At 42.0% G+C, this 18,113-nt stretch carries 16 protein-coding genes; 5 read left to right on the top strand and 11 right to left on the bottom strand.

Features of this window, described 5'->3' with window-relative positions; translation table 11 throughout:
* Window positions 1–10 precede the first annotated feature (10 nt).
* Window positions 11–940: a DUF6929 family protein gene (locus tag V6E90_RS14445; protein ID WP_332605742.1), complete on the top strand. Its 930-nt coding sequence runs from the start codon at window positions 11–13 to the stop codon at window positions 938–940.
* A 140-nt stretch (window positions 941–1,080) separates the two neighbouring features.
* Here the strand turns inward: V6E90_RS14445 and V6E90_RS14440 are convergent, their stop codons facing one another.
* From V6E90_RS14440 to V6E90_RS14430, 3 genes are all read right to left on the bottom strand, one after another.
* A complete protein-coding gene (locus V6E90_RS14440; RefSeq protein ID WP_016660167.1) occupies window positions 1,081–1,665 on the bottom strand; it encodes a dual specificity protein phosphatase family protein in 585 nt (194 codons plus the stop codon).
* A complete protein-coding gene (locus V6E90_RS14435; protein WP_332605741.1) occupies window positions 1,665–2,474 on the bottom strand; it encodes an MBL fold metallo-hydrolase in 810 nt (269 codons plus the stop codon). Before V6E90_RS14435 ends, V6E90_RS14440 begins: the two co-directional genes overlap by 1 nt.
* Before the next feature lie 551 nt (window positions 2,475–3,025).
* Window positions 3,026–3,667: a peroxiredoxin gene (locus tag V6E90_RS14430; protein ID WP_016540636.1), complete on the bottom strand. Its 642-nt coding sequence runs from the start codon at window positions 3,665–3,667 to the stop codon at window positions 3,026–3,028.
* A gap of 365 nt (window positions 3,668–4,032) precedes the next feature.
* Between V6E90_RS14430 and secA the strand changes: the two genes are divergently transcribed.
* Together secA and V6E90_RS14420 are read left to right on the top strand one after the other, a co-directional pair.
* On the top strand, window positions 4,033–6,765 hold the full coding sequence (gene secA, locus V6E90_RS14425; protein ID WP_016540635.1) for a preprotein translocase subunit SecA: 2,733 nt from the start codon (window positions 4,033–4,035) through the stop codon (window positions 6,763–6,765).
* Between the two features lie 147 nt (window positions 6,766–6,912).
* Complete coding sequence (locus V6E90_RS14420) at window positions 6,913–7,317, top strand: hypothetical protein (RefSeq protein WP_016540634.1); 405 nt, start codon at window positions 6,913–6,915, stop codon at window positions 7,315–7,317.
* Between the two features lie 63 nt (window positions 7,318–7,380).
* Here the strand turns inward: V6E90_RS14420 and lpxO are convergent, their stop codons facing one another.
* From lpxO to trhA, 3 genes are all read right to left on the bottom strand, one after another.
* A complete protein-coding gene (gene lpxO / locus V6E90_RS14415; protein ID WP_023271381.1) occupies window positions 7,381–8,286 on the bottom strand; it encodes a lipid A hydroxylase LpxO in 906 nt (301 codons plus the stop codon).
* A gap of 163 nt (window positions 8,287–8,449) precedes the next feature.
* Window positions 8,450–9,760 (bottom strand): MFS transporter, encoded by a 1,311-nt coding sequence (locus V6E90_RS14410; protein ID WP_016540633.1) that lies wholly within the window; start codon window positions 9,758–9,760, stop codon window positions 8,450–8,452.
* 203 nt (window positions 9,761–9,963) lie between these two features.
* Window positions 9,964–10,605, bottom strand: coding sequence for a PAQR family membrane homeostasis protein TrhA (trhA, locus tag V6E90_RS14405; RefSeq protein ID WP_332605740.1), 642 nt, complete (start codon window positions 10,603–10,605; stop codon window positions 9,964–9,966).
* A gap of 101 nt (window positions 10,606–10,706) precedes the next feature.
* Between trhA and V6E90_RS14400 the strand changes: the two genes are divergently transcribed.
* Window positions 10,707–11,924: a class I SAM-dependent methyltransferase gene (locus V6E90_RS14400; RefSeq protein WP_332605739.1), complete on the top strand. Its 1,218-nt coding sequence runs from the start codon at window positions 10,707–10,709 to the stop codon at window positions 11,922–11,924.
* Between the two features lie 116 nt (window positions 11,925–12,040).
* Window positions 12,041–12,673, top strand: coding sequence for a hypothetical protein (locus V6E90_RS14395; protein ID WP_016660168.1), 633 nt, complete (start codon window positions 12,041–12,043; stop codon window positions 12,671–12,673).
* Between the two features lie 73 nt (window positions 12,674–12,746).
* On the opposite strand, the gene V6E90_RS14390 is transcribed toward V6E90_RS14395, so the two are convergent.
* The 5 genes from V6E90_RS14390 to V6E90_RS14370 all read right to left on the bottom strand — a co-directional run bounded on the left by V6E90_RS14390 (window position 12,747) and on the right by V6E90_RS14370 (window position 17,991).
* Complete coding sequence (locus tag V6E90_RS14390; protein WP_016660169.1) at window positions 12,747–12,974, bottom strand: hypothetical protein; 228 nt, start codon at window positions 12,972–12,974, stop codon at window positions 12,747–12,749.
* A 173-nt stretch (window positions 12,975–13,147) separates the two neighbouring features.
* The gene (locus V6E90_RS14385) at window positions 13,148–14,002 is read right to left on the bottom strand and encodes a patatin-like phospholipase family protein (RefSeq protein ID WP_016540630.1); all 855 of its coding nucleotides are present in this window, start codon (window positions 14,000–14,002) and stop codon (window positions 13,148–13,150) included.
* Window positions 14,003–14,248: 246 nt separating this feature from the next.
* Entirely contained in the window at window positions 14,249–14,473 is a 225-nt protein-coding gene (locus tag V6E90_RS14380; protein WP_005244151.1) for a hypothetical protein, read from the bottom strand.
* A gap of 166 nt (window positions 14,474–14,639) precedes the next feature.
* Window positions 14,640–16,775, bottom strand: a complete 2,136-nt coding sequence (locus V6E90_RS14375; RefSeq protein ID WP_016540629.1) for a 3-hydroxyacyl-CoA dehydrogenase NAD-binding domain-containing protein — start codon at window positions 16,773–16,775, stop codon at window positions 14,640–14,642.
* A 10-nt stretch (window positions 16,776–16,785) separates the two neighbouring features.
* Complete coding sequence (locus V6E90_RS14370; RefSeq protein WP_016540628.1) at window positions 16,786–17,991, bottom strand: acetyl-CoA C-acetyltransferase; 1,206 nt, start codon at window positions 17,989–17,991, stop codon at window positions 16,786–16,788.
* Window positions 17,992–18,113: the final 122 nt, after the last annotated feature.

The raw sequence follows: 18,113 nt of genomic DNA, 5'->3' as shown, positions 1-18,113 counted from the left end.
ACTCGCGATCATGAATACAGCGATCAGAATATTAGAACGATTTGTTTTTACACAAGATTCTGAGGTTAGTGCACTGTCTGGTGTCGCCTGTATAGGGGACGATGTTTACTTTGTGGGTGACGATGTTCGTTACTTATTAAAAACCAATCGAAACAATAACCTGACTAGTGCCGCGGTTTTTGACAAAGTTCCGTTATCTGAGTCGTCTGAGCAAATATCACTTAGCATATTGAGCAAAGCAAAAAAGCCTGATTTTGAAGCATTAAGTTGCATAACCTTGGATGGCCAACAGCAACTATTGGTGATGGGATCAGGTTCTACCGAAAATCGGAAACAAGCATTACTTTATAATCCATCTAACCATAAAATCCGCATTTTTCTGGATGCAGTTGATTATCACTTTTTGGAAAACAGTGTTGAATTAACGGGTGGAGCAGATCTCAATATTGAAGCCATCTGTTCAGACGATCGTCATCTGTATATTTTTCAACGTGGCAATATTAATCGCCATCATGGTGTTTTAGTCTTTAATTTAGCTAAAATTCAAGCAGGAAAATCGTTAGAAAGTGCGCTTATCAACTCGCTTAATCTCAACTTGCCTGAGATCGAGGGGGTTGCAAGTGGGATTTCTGATGCCTATTTTTTTGTGGATAAAAAACTAATAGTGGCCACGGCAGCGGTTGAGCAAACATTAAATACCTATGATGATGGTGATGTGCTGGGTAGTTTTATCTTGGTATTCTCACCTGATGGTAAAGCTTTAGCGATGCATTTGATTCAAGATGCAAAAGGGCAGACACTGCCAATCAAGGTTGAAGGGATTACATGGCTCGAGTCAAGGTCTGATGGCGAAGTCTTTTTATTAGTGACAGACAGTGATGGCGGTGAGTCTGAAATTTTGAAGGTCTTGCTCAGCCACTCCGCTTTGGGAACATCATAATGGTAAACCCTATTGTTTGATGGTCATTTGTCTTTGAATTGTGCTCAGTGATTAATAAGAATGAAAACAACAAATAAGTTGCTGCTCGAGCCAACTTATTTGCTTAATAATCACGCTTGCATAGCAAAGCAATCCAGTCTTTAGCTACTGGAATGCGATAGTTGTTGCCGAATCCATTTGACATTGTCAGGCGTAAATAAGTGATCAATGTTTTTCCAGATCACATGGAAGCCATAACCGCCTTGTTTCATTTCTTTGACCGCATCTTCAATTGACCAGTTTTCAAAAATAATACGATACATGGCAATGTTTGCCCCTGTACGATCTGAACCGTGGTAACAGTGAATTAATACTTTTTGATGATTTTGCTTGGCCGTTTGAATCGCTTGCATGGTCTGTAAAAGATCTTGACGGTTAATCGCCCATGTATAAATCGGAATATGCACCAGATTAAAAGGCTGATCTTTTAAAACTTTGGCATCTTCATTTCTGGCTCTAAGATTGATAACCGTATCAATATTATAGTGTTTTAAACTCGGAATGAGTTCAGTGCTGGGTTGATCGCTACGAAAGACATCATCGCTAATCTGATAAAAGTTATGCGTATGGGAAATCAATGTTCCCCAGTTTTTGGGGCGTTGTTCATCATTTAGGCTGGCATGCTTCATGCAGCCGCCCATACTGAGCGTAGAAATGAGCACGAGGCTCAGGAGTGTTTTCTTCATTACTGATAGCGACTGAATTCGACTGGATCGTGGGCACAAATTAACTCAATGCTTGGCTCATGTTGAGCGAGATATTGTAACTGTTTTAGATTTTGCAAACGCAGTTGGTTATCTTCGGCCAATAAACGTTCTGTCAGATCCAAGGCTCTCAGTTTATTTTTCGGATTGAGCTCTAGATGGGTGTAATAGGCATCACCACAAAATAGCATCCAACCATCCGCCTTTTTGATCGCAATACCACAATGTCCTGCCGTATGTCCGATCAAGGGAATCATTAAAATTTCATCTTGAAATAACGGAAGCCCTTGGACTTTTTGCAGGTTAAACCATGCTTCGCCATCATTATGCTCAGCAAAGTTCCAGTGACGATGTTGTTTAAATTGTTCTGTCTTATAGCGAAGTTTGCCTTTGGCTGTGAGGGATTGGGTGGCATTAAACTCGGCAGCTAAAAGATGTACTGTCGCATTGGGGAAATCTGAAATTCCACCCGCATGATCAAAATCTAGATGGGTCACAAAAATATGTTGTACATCACTCGGATTAAAACCGCGTTTTTGAATTTGCTGAATAGCGGTGAGTTTTAGATTTGGCACAATCGAACCAAATCGTTTGAGCAAAGGCCCTAAGCGTTGTTCTGTATGCAAATAATCTTGAAGACCTAAGCCTGTATCAATTAAAACTAAGCCACGGTCTGTTTCAATCAGCAGGCAGTGACAAACGAGATGTGCTTTCCAGCCTTTTTGTCCAAACAGCGGTGCACAAGACGGGCAGAAGCTGCCACAATGCAGATGATGAATATTGTAGATCATGATGCTTTTTTTATTGTGTAGCGGATCGAATTGTTTTTATAACCGATTGATTCAGAAATACCAAAACAATTTTAGCTTGGATATAAAAAAGCCTATCTAGGGGATAGGCGGAGCGATTGTTATTCAATCTTATTCGAGTTATTCATTGCAGACGTGATCGCGCTTTAATTTGTTAACTCACAGCATAGCTGTTCGACTTCTTGCGAAGCTTGAGCCGCTTCTCAGGAACGAGCGTTGCTCGTTTTTATTGCTACGCACTCCGTTTGTCTTGCACTGCGATTAAAGCATACGCTTTAATCTCTTCACTCATAGCATAGCTGTTCGACTTCTTGCGAAGCTTGAGCCGCTTCTCAGGAACGAGCGTTGCTCGTCTTTATTGCTACGCACTCCGTTTGTCTTGCACTGCGATTAAAGCATACGCTTTAATTTCTTAACTCACAGCATAGCTGTTCGACTTCTTGCGAAGCTTGAGCCGCTTCTCAGGAACGAGCGTTGCTCGTCTTTATGACTACGCACTGCGTTTGTCTTGCACTGCAATTAAAGCTTACGCTTTAATCTTGTTCAGGCTGTGGCGTGAGTCTTAAATAAGGTTTGACGGCCTTATAGCCTTTAGGGAAACGTTGTTTGATTTCTTCCTCATCTTTTAAAGACGGAACAATCACAACATCTTCGCCCTGTTGCCAGTTCGCAGGTGTTGCCACTTTATGCTTGTCTGTTAATTGCAGTGAATCGACCACACGAAGTACTTCATTGAAATTACGACCTGTTGATGCTGGGTAGGTAATAATCAAACGAACTTTTTTGTTCGGATCAATAATCACCAATGAACGTACGGTTAAGGTTTCACTGGCATTGGGATGAATAAATCCATACAGTTCAGACACTTTACGGTCTTTGTCGGCAAGGATCGGAAAATTAACCGTGGTGCTCTGTGTCTCGTTAATATCTTGAATCCAGCCTTTATGCGACTCAACATCATCCACAGACAGTGCAATGGCTTTTACGCCGCGCTTGTCAAACTCATCTTTCAACTTTGCCGTATAGCCGAGTTCGGTGGTACAGACTGGGGTATAGTCCGCAGGATGGGAAAAAAGGATTCCCCAGCTATCCCCTAAAAAGCCATAGAAATCAATATCTCCTTCACTTGATTGTTGTTGGAAATTCGGGGCAATATCGCCTAAACGTAGTGTCATGATCAGTCCTCTATACATTCTTTATGTTTTCTATCTCCAATTAATATGCAGCATCTACTTTATAAATAAAATTATTGTTTTTGTATTTTGTTATGAACTTTTGAGATATTGATTATTGATCTTGTAAAAAAAATGATCAGAAATTCACATTCAAGTCGATGTAAGTTAAATGCAAATTTGCTACATTAACGCATCTTTAGTGATGTGACGTCAGAATCGCCTCGCAGATTTTTTTGCCTGTTTGAATGCAAAGCACTTGTAGTTCTTATTTCTGACTCCATAATAACAGCTAAGAAAAAATTAACCGACCTAGGGTTTGTTGAAATTGACAAACCTTATAACAAACAGGATTAGAGAGTTTATTCATGTTGGCAAGTCTGATCGGAGGTATCTTCGGTACAAAAAATGAGCGTGAGCTCAAACGCATGCGTAAAATTGTTGAACAAATTAATGCGCTTGAACCGACGATATCTGCTCTTAACGATGCAGACCTCTCTGCAAAAACTCCAGAATTCAAACAACGTTTTAGTAATGGCGAAAGTTTAGATAAGCTTATGCCAGAAGCGTTTGCGGTGTGTCGTGAAGCAGCAAAACGCGTCATGGGCATGCGCCATTATGACGTGCAGTTGATTGGTGGTATTACCTTACACGAAGGTAAGATTGCCGAAATGCGTACAGGTGAAGGTAAAACCCTGATGGGTACTTTGGCTTGTTATCTCAATGCATTAAGTGGTCAAGGCGTTCATGTGATTACAGTGAACGACTACTTGGCACAACGTGATGCTGAGTTAAACCGTCCATTATTCGAATTTTTAGGTCTTAGCATTGGTGTGATTTACTCGATGCAAATGCCAGATGAAAAAGCACAAGCCTATACTTCCGACATTACCTACGGAACTAACAATGAATTTGGTTTCGACTATCTTCGTGACAACATGGTGTTTTCTCTGCAAGAGAAAAAGCAACGCGGTTTAAGTTATGCCATCATCGATGAAGTCGACTCAATCTTGATTGACGAAGCACGTACGCCGTTGATTATTTCAGGTCAAAGTGAAGATTCATCTCATCTTTATCAACTGATTAACAGTATTCCTCCAACATTACGTCCACAGAAAGAAGAAAAAGTGGCTGATGGCGGACATTTCTGGGTTGATGAGAAACAACGCTCAGTTGAAATGACTGAAGTTGGTTATGAAACAGTTGAACAAAAACTGATTGAAATGGGCTTGTTGGCTGAGGGTGAGAGTCTGTATTCAGCAACTAACCTCAACTTGGTTCACCATGTCACCGCTGCGATTCGTGCGCATTATCTTTATCAAAAGAACGTGCATTACATTATCGGTGTAAATCCACAGACGCAAAAAGAAGAAGTCATTATTGTGGATGAAAGCACGGGTCGTACCATGCCAGGTCGTCGTTGGTCTGAAGGTCTGCATCAAGCGGTTGAAGCCAAAGAAAACATGGAAATTCAACCTGAAAACCAAACGCTTGCAACCACAACTTTCCAGAACTATTTCCGTCTTTATAAAAAGCTTTCAGGGATGACCGGTACTGCCGATACTGAAGCTGCTGAAATGAAAGAAATTTATGGCCTAGACGTTGTGATTATTCCAACACACCGTCCAATGGTTCGTAAGGATCATAACGATTTAATTTATTTAAACCGGAATGGTAAATACACTGCGATTATTGAAGAAATTACCAATATTCGTCAGCAGGGTGTTGCACCGATCTTGATTGGTACAGCAACGATTGAAGCCAGTGAAATCTTGTCTTCTAAATTGCTACAAGCGGGTATCCATCACGAAGTCTTGAACGCAAAACAGCATGAACGTGAAGCAGATATTATTGCGCAAGCGGGTAGTCCAAATGCGGTAACGATTGCGACCAACATGGCGGGTCGTGGTACCGATATTTTGCTGGGTGGTAACTGGAAAGCCAAGCTTGCCAAAATTGAAAACCCAACCCCAGAAGATGAAGCACGCTTACAGGCACAGTGGGAAAAAGATCACGAAGACGTTTTAAGTTCAGGTGGTTTACATATCATTGGTTCAGAGCGTCATGAATCACGCCGTATTGATAACCAGTTGCGTGGTCGTGCAGGCCGTCAAGGTGACCCAGGTGTATCTCGCTTCTATTTGTCACTTGAAGATGATTTGATGCGTATCTTCGCGGGTGATCGCGTGGTTGCCATGATGCGTGCAATGGGCTTGCAAGAAAGTGAAGCAATTGAACACAAAATGGTCAGTCGTTCAATCGAAAATGCACAGCGTAAAGTTGAGGCACGTAACTTTGATATTCGTAAGAACTTATTGAAGTACGATGATGTGAACAACGAACAGCGTAAAATCATTTATTCACAACGTGATGAAGTTTTAGCTGAAAGCACACTTCAAGATTATATTGAAGAAATGCATCAGGAAGTGGTGAAAGGTCTGATCGCAAACTTTATTCCACCAGAGTCGATTCATGACCAATGGGATATCGAAGGCTTGGAAAGTGCCTTACAGAGTGATTTAGGTATTGAGCTGCCTGTACAGCAATGGTTAGACCAAGATCGTCGTTTGGATGAAGAAGGTTTAGTGGCTCGGATTTCTGATGAAGTCATTAATCGCTACCGCCAACGTCGTGAGCAAATGGGGGATGATTCAGCAGCAATGTTGGAACGCCACTTTATGTTGAACTCACTTGATCGCCATTGGAAAGATCATTTGGCTGCGATGGACTATTTACGTCAAGGGATTCATTTACGTGGCTACGCACAGAAAAATCCTGAGCAAGAGTACAAGAAAGAAGCATTCAACTTGTTTGTAAATATGTTGGGTGTGATCAAGTCCGATGTTGTGACCGATCTCTCTCGTGTTCATGTACCAACGGCAGAAGAATTGGCAGAACTTGAAGCACAGCAACAACGTCAGGCGGAATCAATGCGTCTGTCGTTTGAACATGATGATGTTGATGGTTTAACGGGCGAAGTGACGGCTTCTGAAGAGATTGAAAATGTAGGTGATACTGCATTCCCAGTACCTGAAAGTCGTAATGCACCTTGCCCATGCGGTTCAGGCTTAAAGTATAAGCAATGTCACGGTAAAATCTAAGTTTCGACTTGATTTAGGCTGAAATAAAAAAGCAGAGCATGGGCCTCTGCTTTTTTTACGAGAATTTACTTGAGTCCAGAGACGCTTTGTAGTTTCATTATTGGACTTACAGATCTTGATTGAGTTCGCATTAAAAGCGGGAAGACAATGAAAAAACCATTACAACTTTTAATTTTGGCAAGTGCGGCGGTATCGGGTTTTGCATTTGCAGACGATGCGCCACAAACCACGACTGTGGATAAAGTCTTAGCGGCAAAAGGCACCAATACAGCTGAAGCACAAGTCAAGCGTGAAGTCACAACTGTGATTAGTCCACGTACTGGCATTCGCTATACTCTAGGTGATACAGGCAACCGTCCAATCGTATTGCAAACGGCTGCAATTGCGCCTGCAAACTCTGCCAATATCAACCGTATTGTGGCATCAAATCCTGCATTATCTGCACAGAGCCAAGAGAAAGCCAAGGTTGCTTTAATTGGTGAAACAGCTGTTCAAGCGGCCAACGCTGCGGCGGCACAAACCGCAGGTACACAGACTGCAAAAGCAAATTAATTTCAATTGGTTTGAAATAAAAAAGAGATGCAATCGCATCTCTTTTTTTATGAATGAATTTTATTATAAAAAGCTTGGGAGCAAAATTAGACCGATTAAAATAGCAAATAGCAACCATTTGGATACATAGTAGAGTGGGCGATTGCGCTCTTTTAAGCCACGACCATAGTGATGCACGGCATAACCATATTTGAAAATACGGTTGATAAAACCAGTTTTGTCTTGGTCATCATTGGGTGAGCTTGCCGCAGACATGACATTGCGACCAAACCAGTGATTGAATGTCTGTGCCCAACCCCATTTCATCGGACGTTCGATATCACAGAATAAGATAATACGAGTTTCATCGGTTTTATTTTCGGCCCAATGCACAAAGGTTTCATCAAAGACTGTGGCTTCACCATCTCGCCAGCTATAACGCTCTTGATCGACTTCAATAAAGCAATCATCGCTATTGGGTGTCACGAGACCGAGGTGATAACGTACTGAACCTGCATAAGGGTCTCGGTGCTTACCCAAGTAACTGCCAGAAGGGAGTTCGGTAAACATGGCGGCTTTGACTGACGGAATGCTTTCCAATAAGGCAACTGTTTTTGGGCAAAGCTGTTGCGCTGATGGATGGCTGTCTTGATACCATTTCAGATAAAAGCGTTTCCAACCGCGTTTAAAAAAGGTGTTAAAGCCGGCATCATTGTTTTTTTCAGACGCTTTAATTTGGTTCTGTAGTTGGATGGCCTCTTCACGAATCACTTGCCAATTATCTTGTAGTGGTTTGAGTTCAGGAAACTGCGCTACATCGAAGAAAGGTTGGTTCGGCAATTTAGAAAAGCCAGTCATAAACATATTGATTGGCGCTAAAAATGTCGAATGGTCAAATAATTGTCGAGATGCTTTTAATCGTTCTTTGCCTCGTAAATAAGTATACAAAAAGCTGACTAAAAATACGGCAACGATAATCACTGCGTACATAACACAATCGTCTAAAAAAAATGAAGGCGGTTATTTTAGCACAAAAGATATTTGGAAGAATGCAGTTGTAAAAGCAACTTTATAAGATAAAAACTATGAAATTAAATGGTATTTCAGATGATCTGAGCGGTGATATTTCTCAGATCATCTGAAAAAATAATGATTAAATTTGGTTATTTACATCATCATGTTTGGTTTCACGAATCATTAAAAATGCAATTAAAGAGAGGATCGACGCTAAGCTGAGGTACAAACCCACTGCGCCTAAGCCATAACTTTCTGCCAACTTAGTCGCAATATACGGTGCAAAGGATGCACCAAAAATACCAGCCAAGTTAAAGGTTAAAGCTGAACCTGTATAACGAACTGAGGTTGGAAAAATCTCAGACAGGACCGTACCGATTGGGCCATAGGTCAAGCCCATAATCGAAAGACCGATACATAAGAACAAGAACACCAGAATTGGGCTACCTGAGCCGAGTAGTGGCGCAAAACACAGTCCGAACAAGGCTGAAAGAATACACACGACAATAGAAGTATTTTTACGACCAAATTTCTCTGCAAAAATTGCAGATAGAGGAATAAAGGCAGCAAAACAGAGGGTTGCAAACAGTTGTAATACCAAGAAGTCACCGCGTGCATAGCCGAGTTTTGTTGTTCCCCAGTTCAAGGCAAATACGGTGGTGAGATAAAACACCACAAAGGTACAGATTGCGGCAATCGTTCCAAGTACCAACATCGGCAAATGTTTGGTCATCACTTCTTTAAAAGGGATATTTACTTCTTTCTGCTTATTCAAGACCTTTTGAAAAGCGGGGGTTTCATGTAGTTTTAAACGGATATAGAGACCGACCAAAACCAATACTGCACTTGCGATAAATGGAATACGCCAGCCCCAAGTCATAAAGGCTTGTTCGGACATAAAGGCATTGAGTAACAGAAATGAGCCTGTCGCAAGGATAAAGCCGATCGGGGCGCCTAATTGTGGGAACATGCCATACCAAGCACGTTTGCCTTCTGGCGCGTTCTCAGTGGCTAGCAGTACAGCACCACTCCATTCACCACCTAAGCCTAAACCTTGGCCTAGACGGCATAGGGCAAGCAATAGCGGTGCAGCCAAACCAATTTGTGCATAGGTCGGTAACAGGCCAATACAGACGGTTGAAATCCCCATCGTGAGCAAGGCTGCAACCAGTGTGGCTTTGCGTCCGATTCGGTCACCCAGATGTCCAAAGAGTGCTGCACCAATGGGACGAGCAATAAAGGCAATCGCAAAGGTTGCCAGTGATTTGAGTACCGCAGCACCATCGCTACTTTCAGGGAAAAATAAATGTGGAAAAATCAATACTGCTGCTGTGGCATAGATATAAAAGTCAAAAAACTCAATCGTGGTACCGACTAGACTGGCAAATAATACTCGTACTTTTGAATTGCTGGCCACTTCTGGAGTGGCAGTCGTAGTGCTTGACGACATACAAGACCTTCATGTTATTCATTCAAGAACATATAAGGACTGCTGATATTTCACTTTATGAGCTATAGCTCTCATTGCGATAGAGGGTGTTTTTTAGCCAATAAAGCAATGTATGGATGAAAGCTCAACAGCCCTAATGGCTGTCTTGAAAATTCCTTTTGAATATGCAGTTTTACTTCGAAAACTTAATGCTACATATGGGCTTATAATACATAACAGTAGATTGCCAAAAAGTGTAATCCTGCGCCTAATAGCACAAAAACATGCCAAATTGCGTGGGTATATCTTACCTTTTTTAAGGCATAAAACAATGTGCCGATGGTATAAGCCAACCCCCCTGCAATCAGCAGTTGTACCGCCTCTTTAGACAGGTAACGTTGCATATCATCCATGACTAAAATAGCCAGCCAACCCATGACTAAATAGGCGGCTAAAGAAAGCTTTTGGAAGCGATGAATGAAGACCAATTTGAATAGTGTCCCGATCAGGGCAATGGCCCATAAGGCAATCAGTAAATAATGCGCTTTGGCAGTCGGGATGGCGATACTGAGAAAAGGGGTATAGGTGCCTGCAATCAGATAGTAAATCGCGGTATGATCCAGTTTTTTATACCAATAGCGTTTACGTTCATCCTGGGCAAAGTGATACAGCATGGAACTACTCAGTAATAGCACTAAGCTAAAGCCATAGACCCATAAACTGATCCATTGTCCTAAAGGTAGGCCATAGCCTTTGATGATCAAAAAGATTGAGGCAATTAAAGCCAGTACTGCGCCAGCCCCATGACTATAGGCATTAATCAGTTCTTCTTTGGGGTCATAGTCCAGCAATGTGTTTGTGTTCATCAAGCGATCTGGTTGCATAAAAATACAACTGTATCGTAATGCAATTTCCCTTTTAAAGTAAGACGCTTTAAAATTTAGTTTCTATTTGTCAGGTTTTCATTATGTTTGCGCCGAAATTTTCTTTTGAACAAGAACAGCAGTTTTTCTTGGATATCCAGCAATCTATTGAAAATAAAAGCTTTGATCGTCTGATTTTGAGTCAGTACAAAGGCGAAATGGCACAATTAGAAAAGATGACTTTCCGTGTAATTGAACTACAGGGTCAGGCAAGTTTATCTTGTTTATATCATTACACCACACAAGACATGACCAAAAACTATGCGATTGATGAAGGCTTAGAAAAAATTGCTGAGCTATTGAACCTGTCTAAGCAAGCCAATCTATTCACTTCTGATCAAGATATTCAACTCAAGAAAAATAAAAAGAAAGCGATGTTGAATAGCCAGAAAAAACAAGTGCCTACAGCCAAAGTAGAGCAACAGCAGCATGATCGTGAAAAGCAGCGTTATGTACAACAACAAAGTCCATTTTTAAAGTATCTCGGTATTACCGATGAAAAAGGGCAAATCATTCCAAGCATGGCGCGTAAGTGGAAGCAGATTAATAAATTTATTGAAATCTTTTCGCATGCCTATGAGCAGATTGATGCATCACAGCAAGAATTGAATATTGTCGATTTTGGTTCAGGAAAGGGCTATTTAACCTTTGCCTTGTATGACTATCTACAAGCACAACAGAAAACACCGTTAATTACGGGGGTTGAACTGCGTTCAAACTTAGTTGAGTTTTGCCAAGATGTTGCTGCTCAGACCGGTTTTAATCATCTTGATTTTTTTGAAGGGGATGTGCGGAGTTATCAACCTGAAAAGTTGGATGTAATGATCGCCTTACATGCTTGTGATATTGCGACTGACTTTGCCATTCATACTGGTATTCGTCTGAATGCGTCGATGATTATGTGTGCGCCGTGTTGCCATAAGGAACTCCGTCCACAGCTAAAAAGTCCAGAGGTGTTACAGCCGATGTTGCAATTCGGGATTCATGCAGGGCAACAGGCGGAAATGCTGACCGATACTTTACGTGCCTTATTGTTAAAAGCTTATGGTTATGAAACCAAAGTATTCGAGTTTGTATCTTTGGAGCATACCAGTAAGAATAAAATGATTTTGGCGACGAAACGAAAGGATATTCAGCAACCAGATGCCAAGATCATGCAGCAAATCCAAGCCTTAAAAGCCATGTATGGCATTGAAAAACAAAGTCTGGAGTTGTTATTGCAAGATCAAATGCCAATCGAGAATATCGGTTGTAAGTGCTAATCACATGAATTGATTGCTGGATAAATCTAACGATATCAATCAATATGGGTTGATATCGTTACTTATGCGATAGGGTTGTAAATAAAAATTGAAGAATAACAAGTCGAGTCATTCCAATGATGAAAAACAAAATGTATCTCGCTGTTTTGCTCTTGGTCTTCTCCAATTTAAGTGAAGCAAAAGAGTTTGAGAGTCCACTCAATCAGAAGGGCGTTGTCAGTTTTAATCCTTCAACGCAAGCCAGAGTTCGTTTATATGGCCAAAATGGCCAGCAAATATATATGCAGCATACTTTTGATTGTAAAAGTAGAAAACAAGGGATACGTGAAAATTTAAGTGGCTACGGGGCATGGAATGCTTTCAAAACCTATACCCGAATCAATATGAATTATTCGATTGGTATGCCACGCACAATCATACAAAAGGACATTGAGCAGAATTTTAATACCTATCAGATGGTGACCTATAAGGAATATGTGGTAACTGCCAATCAACCGATCAATCTGCATGGATTTGTAGTGGGTACAGAGCAGACTACGGGCAAAGCCAAAGTGGTCGATGGATGTGAGAATACGGAAGCTTCATTTAAACCACAAGCAGGCCGCGAGTATGAAATATTGGGAGAGAATGAAAACCAGCAATGCCAATTTAAGGTCTATGATTTAGCGTCGAAGCAATTGGTTCCTGTCTCAGAGCAAGCCTATATCTGCCCAAAAGATAAGTGGAAGTTTTGGAGAAAAGACGAATAAAGATGAACACTTTGGTTTTTTCCAGTCAGATGACAAACTCCCAATAAGAGAAGTTTGTCAGGGGCAAAACTGGTTAATGCTGTTCTGTTACGACTTCAGAAGTGGCTGATTGTTGAGTGTGTTGCTGTTCTTGCTGTTGCGCTTTACGTTGTGCACCTGGCATATAATCAGGTTCTTGGGTCATGGCCAAATAGAAAAAGCTTAAAAAGATAGTGCTGAGTACACCGACAATGATGACAAATTTCCATCCCAATACCGTTTCTTCATTTGAATCTTTTTTTGGGGATGGTTGGTTATTCATAATAAATTCCAAAAATAACAAAAATCAAAACTAGATTTTGCGCCTTTTGGGGCTGATTTGCCAAGTAAAAATATGGAGTTGGGGAAAAGTGATCAGCAATGGGCTCATACTTTAGAGAGGGAAGCGTATTAAGAATAAAACCGCTTCACCATCCCAAGTCGACTGAATAAGGATTAAAGCGTATTCCAGTCTTCAATCGCTTTATAGCCTGTTTCCAGACCCACATCATAACTATAGCGAATCTTGGCTTTATCCTTAGAAAGACGACCTGCCATGTTTTTTAAATCAGGGGGACACACTTCCAAAATTTTCTGGTTAGCGGCTGAGCGGGTAAATTCGACGGCGTCGTTATAACGTTGTGTGCGAGTCAAAAGACTATGCGCAAAACCACGTTGCTGTTTAAACAGGTATTTGGCAAGCAATTGGTCACCTTTACTGCTGGCCTTATAATAATTTTTCGGGCGAGTTCTAAGTACCATGAGTTTAGAGACATCATGCTGTTGTGCCGCCCAATGTACGGGTAAAGCATCGGCAACACCCCCATCAAAGTAGGGCTCACCAAACACTTCAACCGCTTGACGTGTTAATACAGGAATCGAGCTCGAGGCTCTTAATCCATCAAGGATATTGTCTTTGGACGCTTTGATATAAGTGGCTTCACCCGAAATGGCATGTGTTAATACCATATAAAATTCAGGATGATTGGCAAATAGATGGGCTTGATTGAGCGGATGCTCTTTTTCGACAATGTCCCACATCCATTTTAAATCCAGTAAGTCACCACCTTTGAAAAAGCGACCATATTGGATAAATTCAGAACGAAGCGAGTGGTCGAGGTAGAGATTTAGCGTACGACCTTGCTGTGCGGCAAGGTAATTGGCGACATTGGTTGAGCCTGAAGAGACGCCGACGCACAGATCAAAAGGGTTAAATTGTTGCTGTAAAAATGCATCTAAGACACCGCTGGTGAATGCACCGCGCATTCCACCGCCTTCAACGACCAGTGCCTGACGATTTTGTTGAAGCATTGAAAATCTCGAGTACCATGATAAACCCATGTTTTACACGGATTTATCATATTCGACAACAGGGTCTGTTGATGTTTTAGCCATAACCCTGCGGGACAGGGACATTTTTTGCCGCTACTTCGTTATGCCTTAATTTATTTAGAATAACTAAATTGCATAAGACATGCCTTGTATCGTCTAAAAAATGTTCTCTGTCGCAATGAGAGCTATAGCTCGTAAGGTGAAATGTCGACAGACCCTAATATTTTAGTGATTGTGTTGATGGGCTTCAGTTGAGCCAGTTTCTGTCGACATTGAGGATTGTGACATTTCCGCAGGAGTTGCCGCTTTCTTCTGATTCATTGGCATATAATCTGGTTCATTGTTAATAGCCAAGTAGAAAATCACCATAAACAAAAAACTAAGAATAGTGGTGATAATTAATGCTTTCCAGCCCCAAGGCGAAGTTTCTGGGCAGAGTTTTTCAGACATAAGAAATTTCCAAATGATGCAAAAAAATAAAGCAGAATTACTAAACTTATAGCATAAATTGTGATGCATTACTCAGATGATTTGCTGTGATTTTGTCGAACATATGAAAAAGCCCGTACAGACAAGGAGTTCCATACGGGCCTTAATCGACTCGGCTAAATCAAGATTATTGGATCACAGTATTTTGCTGTGCTTTTTCTCTCAATAACTTTGGTGGTGTGAAACGTTCACCATATTGTGCCGCCAGTTGCTCAGCACGTTGCAAGGATTTTTGAATGCCGTTCTGATTCAGGAATTGAATGGCACCGCCTGTCCAAGGGGCAAAGCCAATTCCAAAAATTGAACCGACATTGGCATCAATCACAGATTCTAAAACACCTTCTTCATAGCAGCGTAACGTATCCAGTGCCTGCACAAACAGGAAACGATCAATCATGTCTTGTTCAGAAATGTTGTTCTCTTTCTGCCAGCGACTGAGCCCATCCCATAAATGTTTTTTACCATTTTCAGGATAGTCATAGAAACCTGCACCCGCAGCCTTACCTTTACGGTTCAGCTCATGAATCATGGTGTGTACCACTTCATCCACTGGGGTTTTTGGCAAATCTTTACCTTCTGCTTGCAAGGCTTTACGGGTTTCCCCAGCAACATGCTCAGTCAACGTTAAAGACACTTCATCCTGAATCGCCAGTGGGCCAACCGGCATACCTGCTTTGAGAGCGGCCATTTCAATTTTGGCTGGATGCACACCTTCTGCAAGTAGACGCATTCCTTCTTGAATGAAAGTACCAAATACGCGACTGGTAAAGAAGCCACGGCTGTCATTCACAACAATTGGGATTTTGGCAATTTGCTGAACAAAGTCGTAGGCCTTCGCCAATGTATCAGCAGAGGTCTGTTTACCTTTGATAATTTCAACCAATTGCATTTTATCGACTGGACTAAAGAAATGTAGTCCAATGAACGTTTGAGCATCTTTACTCGCCGTCGCCAAACCAGTGATGGGTAGGGTAGAGGTATTCGATGCAAAGATTCCACCTTCTGCCAAATATTGTTCAGCTTCTTGGGTCACTTTGGCTTTTAAATCTTGGTTCTCAAATACTGCTTCGATGATTAGGTCACAGCCTTGCAAGTCAGCTGCATCAGCTGTTGCGGTAATCAATGCTAAGACTTGGTCGCGTTTCTCAGCGCTCATACGCCCTTGAGAAACACGCTTATCGAGAAGTTTTTGTGAGTAAGCTTTACCTTTCTCTGCATTTTCAACTGAAACATCTTTGAGGACGACAGGAATGCCTTTGATTGCAGTTGAATAGGCAATGCCTGCACCCATCATCCCTGCACCTAACACACCGACTTTAGTCGCTTGCCATTTTGCAACATCCGCAGGGCGACTTGCACCAGACTTAATTGCATTGAGACCATGCCAAAAAGTACCGATCATATTCTTAGAAATCTGACCGACTGTGAGTTGAGTAAAGTAACGTGATTCGATACGTAAAGCGGTATCAACATCAACCTGCGCACCTTCAACCGCAGCCGCCATGATCGCTTCAGGCGCAGGGTAACAGCCTTTGGTTTTATCACGCAGCATCGCAGGAGCAATTGCAAGCACTTGTGCAACCGCAGGCGTTTTTGGATCGCCGCCTGGAATTTTGTAGCCTTTGACATCAAAAGGTTGTTGCGATTTCGGATTGGCTTTGACCCAAGCAATCGCCTTGTCTAACAGCTCTTGTTCATTTTCAGCGGTGTCATGAACTAAGCCGAGCGATTTTGCTTTATCCACGCCAAACTGCTTACCTTCCATCAAGAATGGAAATGCATTTTGTAAGCCAAGTAAACGTACCATCCGCACGATACCACCACCGCCTGGTAGCAAGCCTAAGGTCACTTCAGGTAAACCAAATTTGGTTTTTGGATCATTGATGGCAATACGGTAGTGACAACCTAATGCGATTTCCCAACCACCACCAAGTGCCGTACCATTTAAGGCAGCAACAACAGGCACACCTAAAGTTTCAATCGCACGTAAGTCACCTTTGAGCTCTTCAATCATTTTGAAGAATTCAGTGGCATGTTCAGGTTGTACTTGAATCAGCTCATCCAAGTCACCGCCTGCAAAGAAGGTTTTCTTGGCAGAACGGAAAATAATACCTTTTAGATCGGTTTCTGCTTTAAGCTTTTGGCTGACGTCATTGAGTGAATCACGGAATTCTGCATTCATGGTATTGGCAGATTGACCCGATGAATCAAGGGTAAGAATTACAATATTGTCAGCGTTTTTTTCGTATTTAATAGCGCTCATGTTGTGCTCCTTACACCAACTCAATAATGGTGGCGATCCCCATTCCACCACCGACACATAATGTAGCCAAGCCACGTTTTTTACCTTGACGCTCTAATTCATCCAGCAAAGTGCCTAAAATCATCGCGCCAGTCGCACCCAATGGATGACCCATGGCAATGGCACCGCCATTGACGTTGACTTTCTCGGCTGGAACGTTGAGTTCATTGATAAAACGCATCACCACGGCCGCAAATGCTTCATTGACTTCAAATAGGTCAATATCATCAATCGTTAAGCCAGCTTTGGCCAAGGCTTTACGTGCAGCAGGTGCAGGACCTGTCAGCATGATGGTCGGGTCTGTACCCACCAATGCGGTTGCCAATACTTTGGCACGTGGTTTTAAGCCTTGTTCTTTGACGGCTTTTTCTGAAGCCAATAACACCACCGCTGCACCATCAACGATACCTGATGAGTTACCCGCATGATGTACATGGTTAATTTTTTGCGCTTCTGGATACTTTTGTAGAGCAACTGCATCGAAGCCCATTTGTCCCATCATTTCAAAGCTGGCATTGAGTTTTGCCAAGCCTTCAACTGTGGTCGCACCTCGAATAAATTCATCTTTTTCTAAGATCAGTACACCTGAATGATCTTTAACAGGCACCACGGATTTATCGAAATAACCGTTGGCTTGTGCTGCCGCTGCTTTTTGTTGTGAGCCGACGGCAAATGCATCAACATCTTCGCGGCTATAGCCATCTAAAGTAGCAATGAGGTCTGCACCAACGCCTTGTGGTACAAAAGAAGATTTTAAGTTGGTTTCAGGATCAAGTGCCCAAGGGCCGCCATCAGAACCCATTGGGATACGTGACATGGATTCCACACCACCTGCAACCACGACATCTTCCCAACCTGAACGAACTTTTTGTGCTGCCAAATTGACGGCTTCTAAGCCAGACGCACAGAAACGGTTGATTTGCACACCTGCTACATCATCATTCCACCCTGCGGCAATCGCAGCGGTTTTGGCAATATCGCCACCTTGATCTGCAATTGGAGTGACACAACCTAAAACGATGTCATCGACTTTTGAGGTGTCTAGTTGGTGACGTTGTTGTAATTCATTCAGTAATGATGTCAGTAAAGTAATGGGTTTAACTTCATGCAGTGAGCCATCTTTTTTTCCTTTTCCGCGTGGCGTGCGAATGGCATCAATAATGTAGGCCTCGCTCATAGGTTTTCCTTGTATCACCTTAAAATTGTTGTTTATCGAGTGTACTCAATTTAAATGTCAGTGCAATGATGATAAACATTGACAAGTTTGATGTTTTTCGCCAATGGAGTTGGAAATATCGG

This window comes from Acinetobacter sp. ESBL14 (assembly GCF_036668815.1).
Taxonomy (GTDB): Bacteria; Pseudomonadota; Gammaproteobacteria; order Pseudomonadales; family Moraxellaceae; genus Acinetobacter; species Acinetobacter gyllenbergii.
Note: the sequence above shows the minus strand (reverse complement) of the source record. Positions and strands in the feature narration are given on the sequence as shown.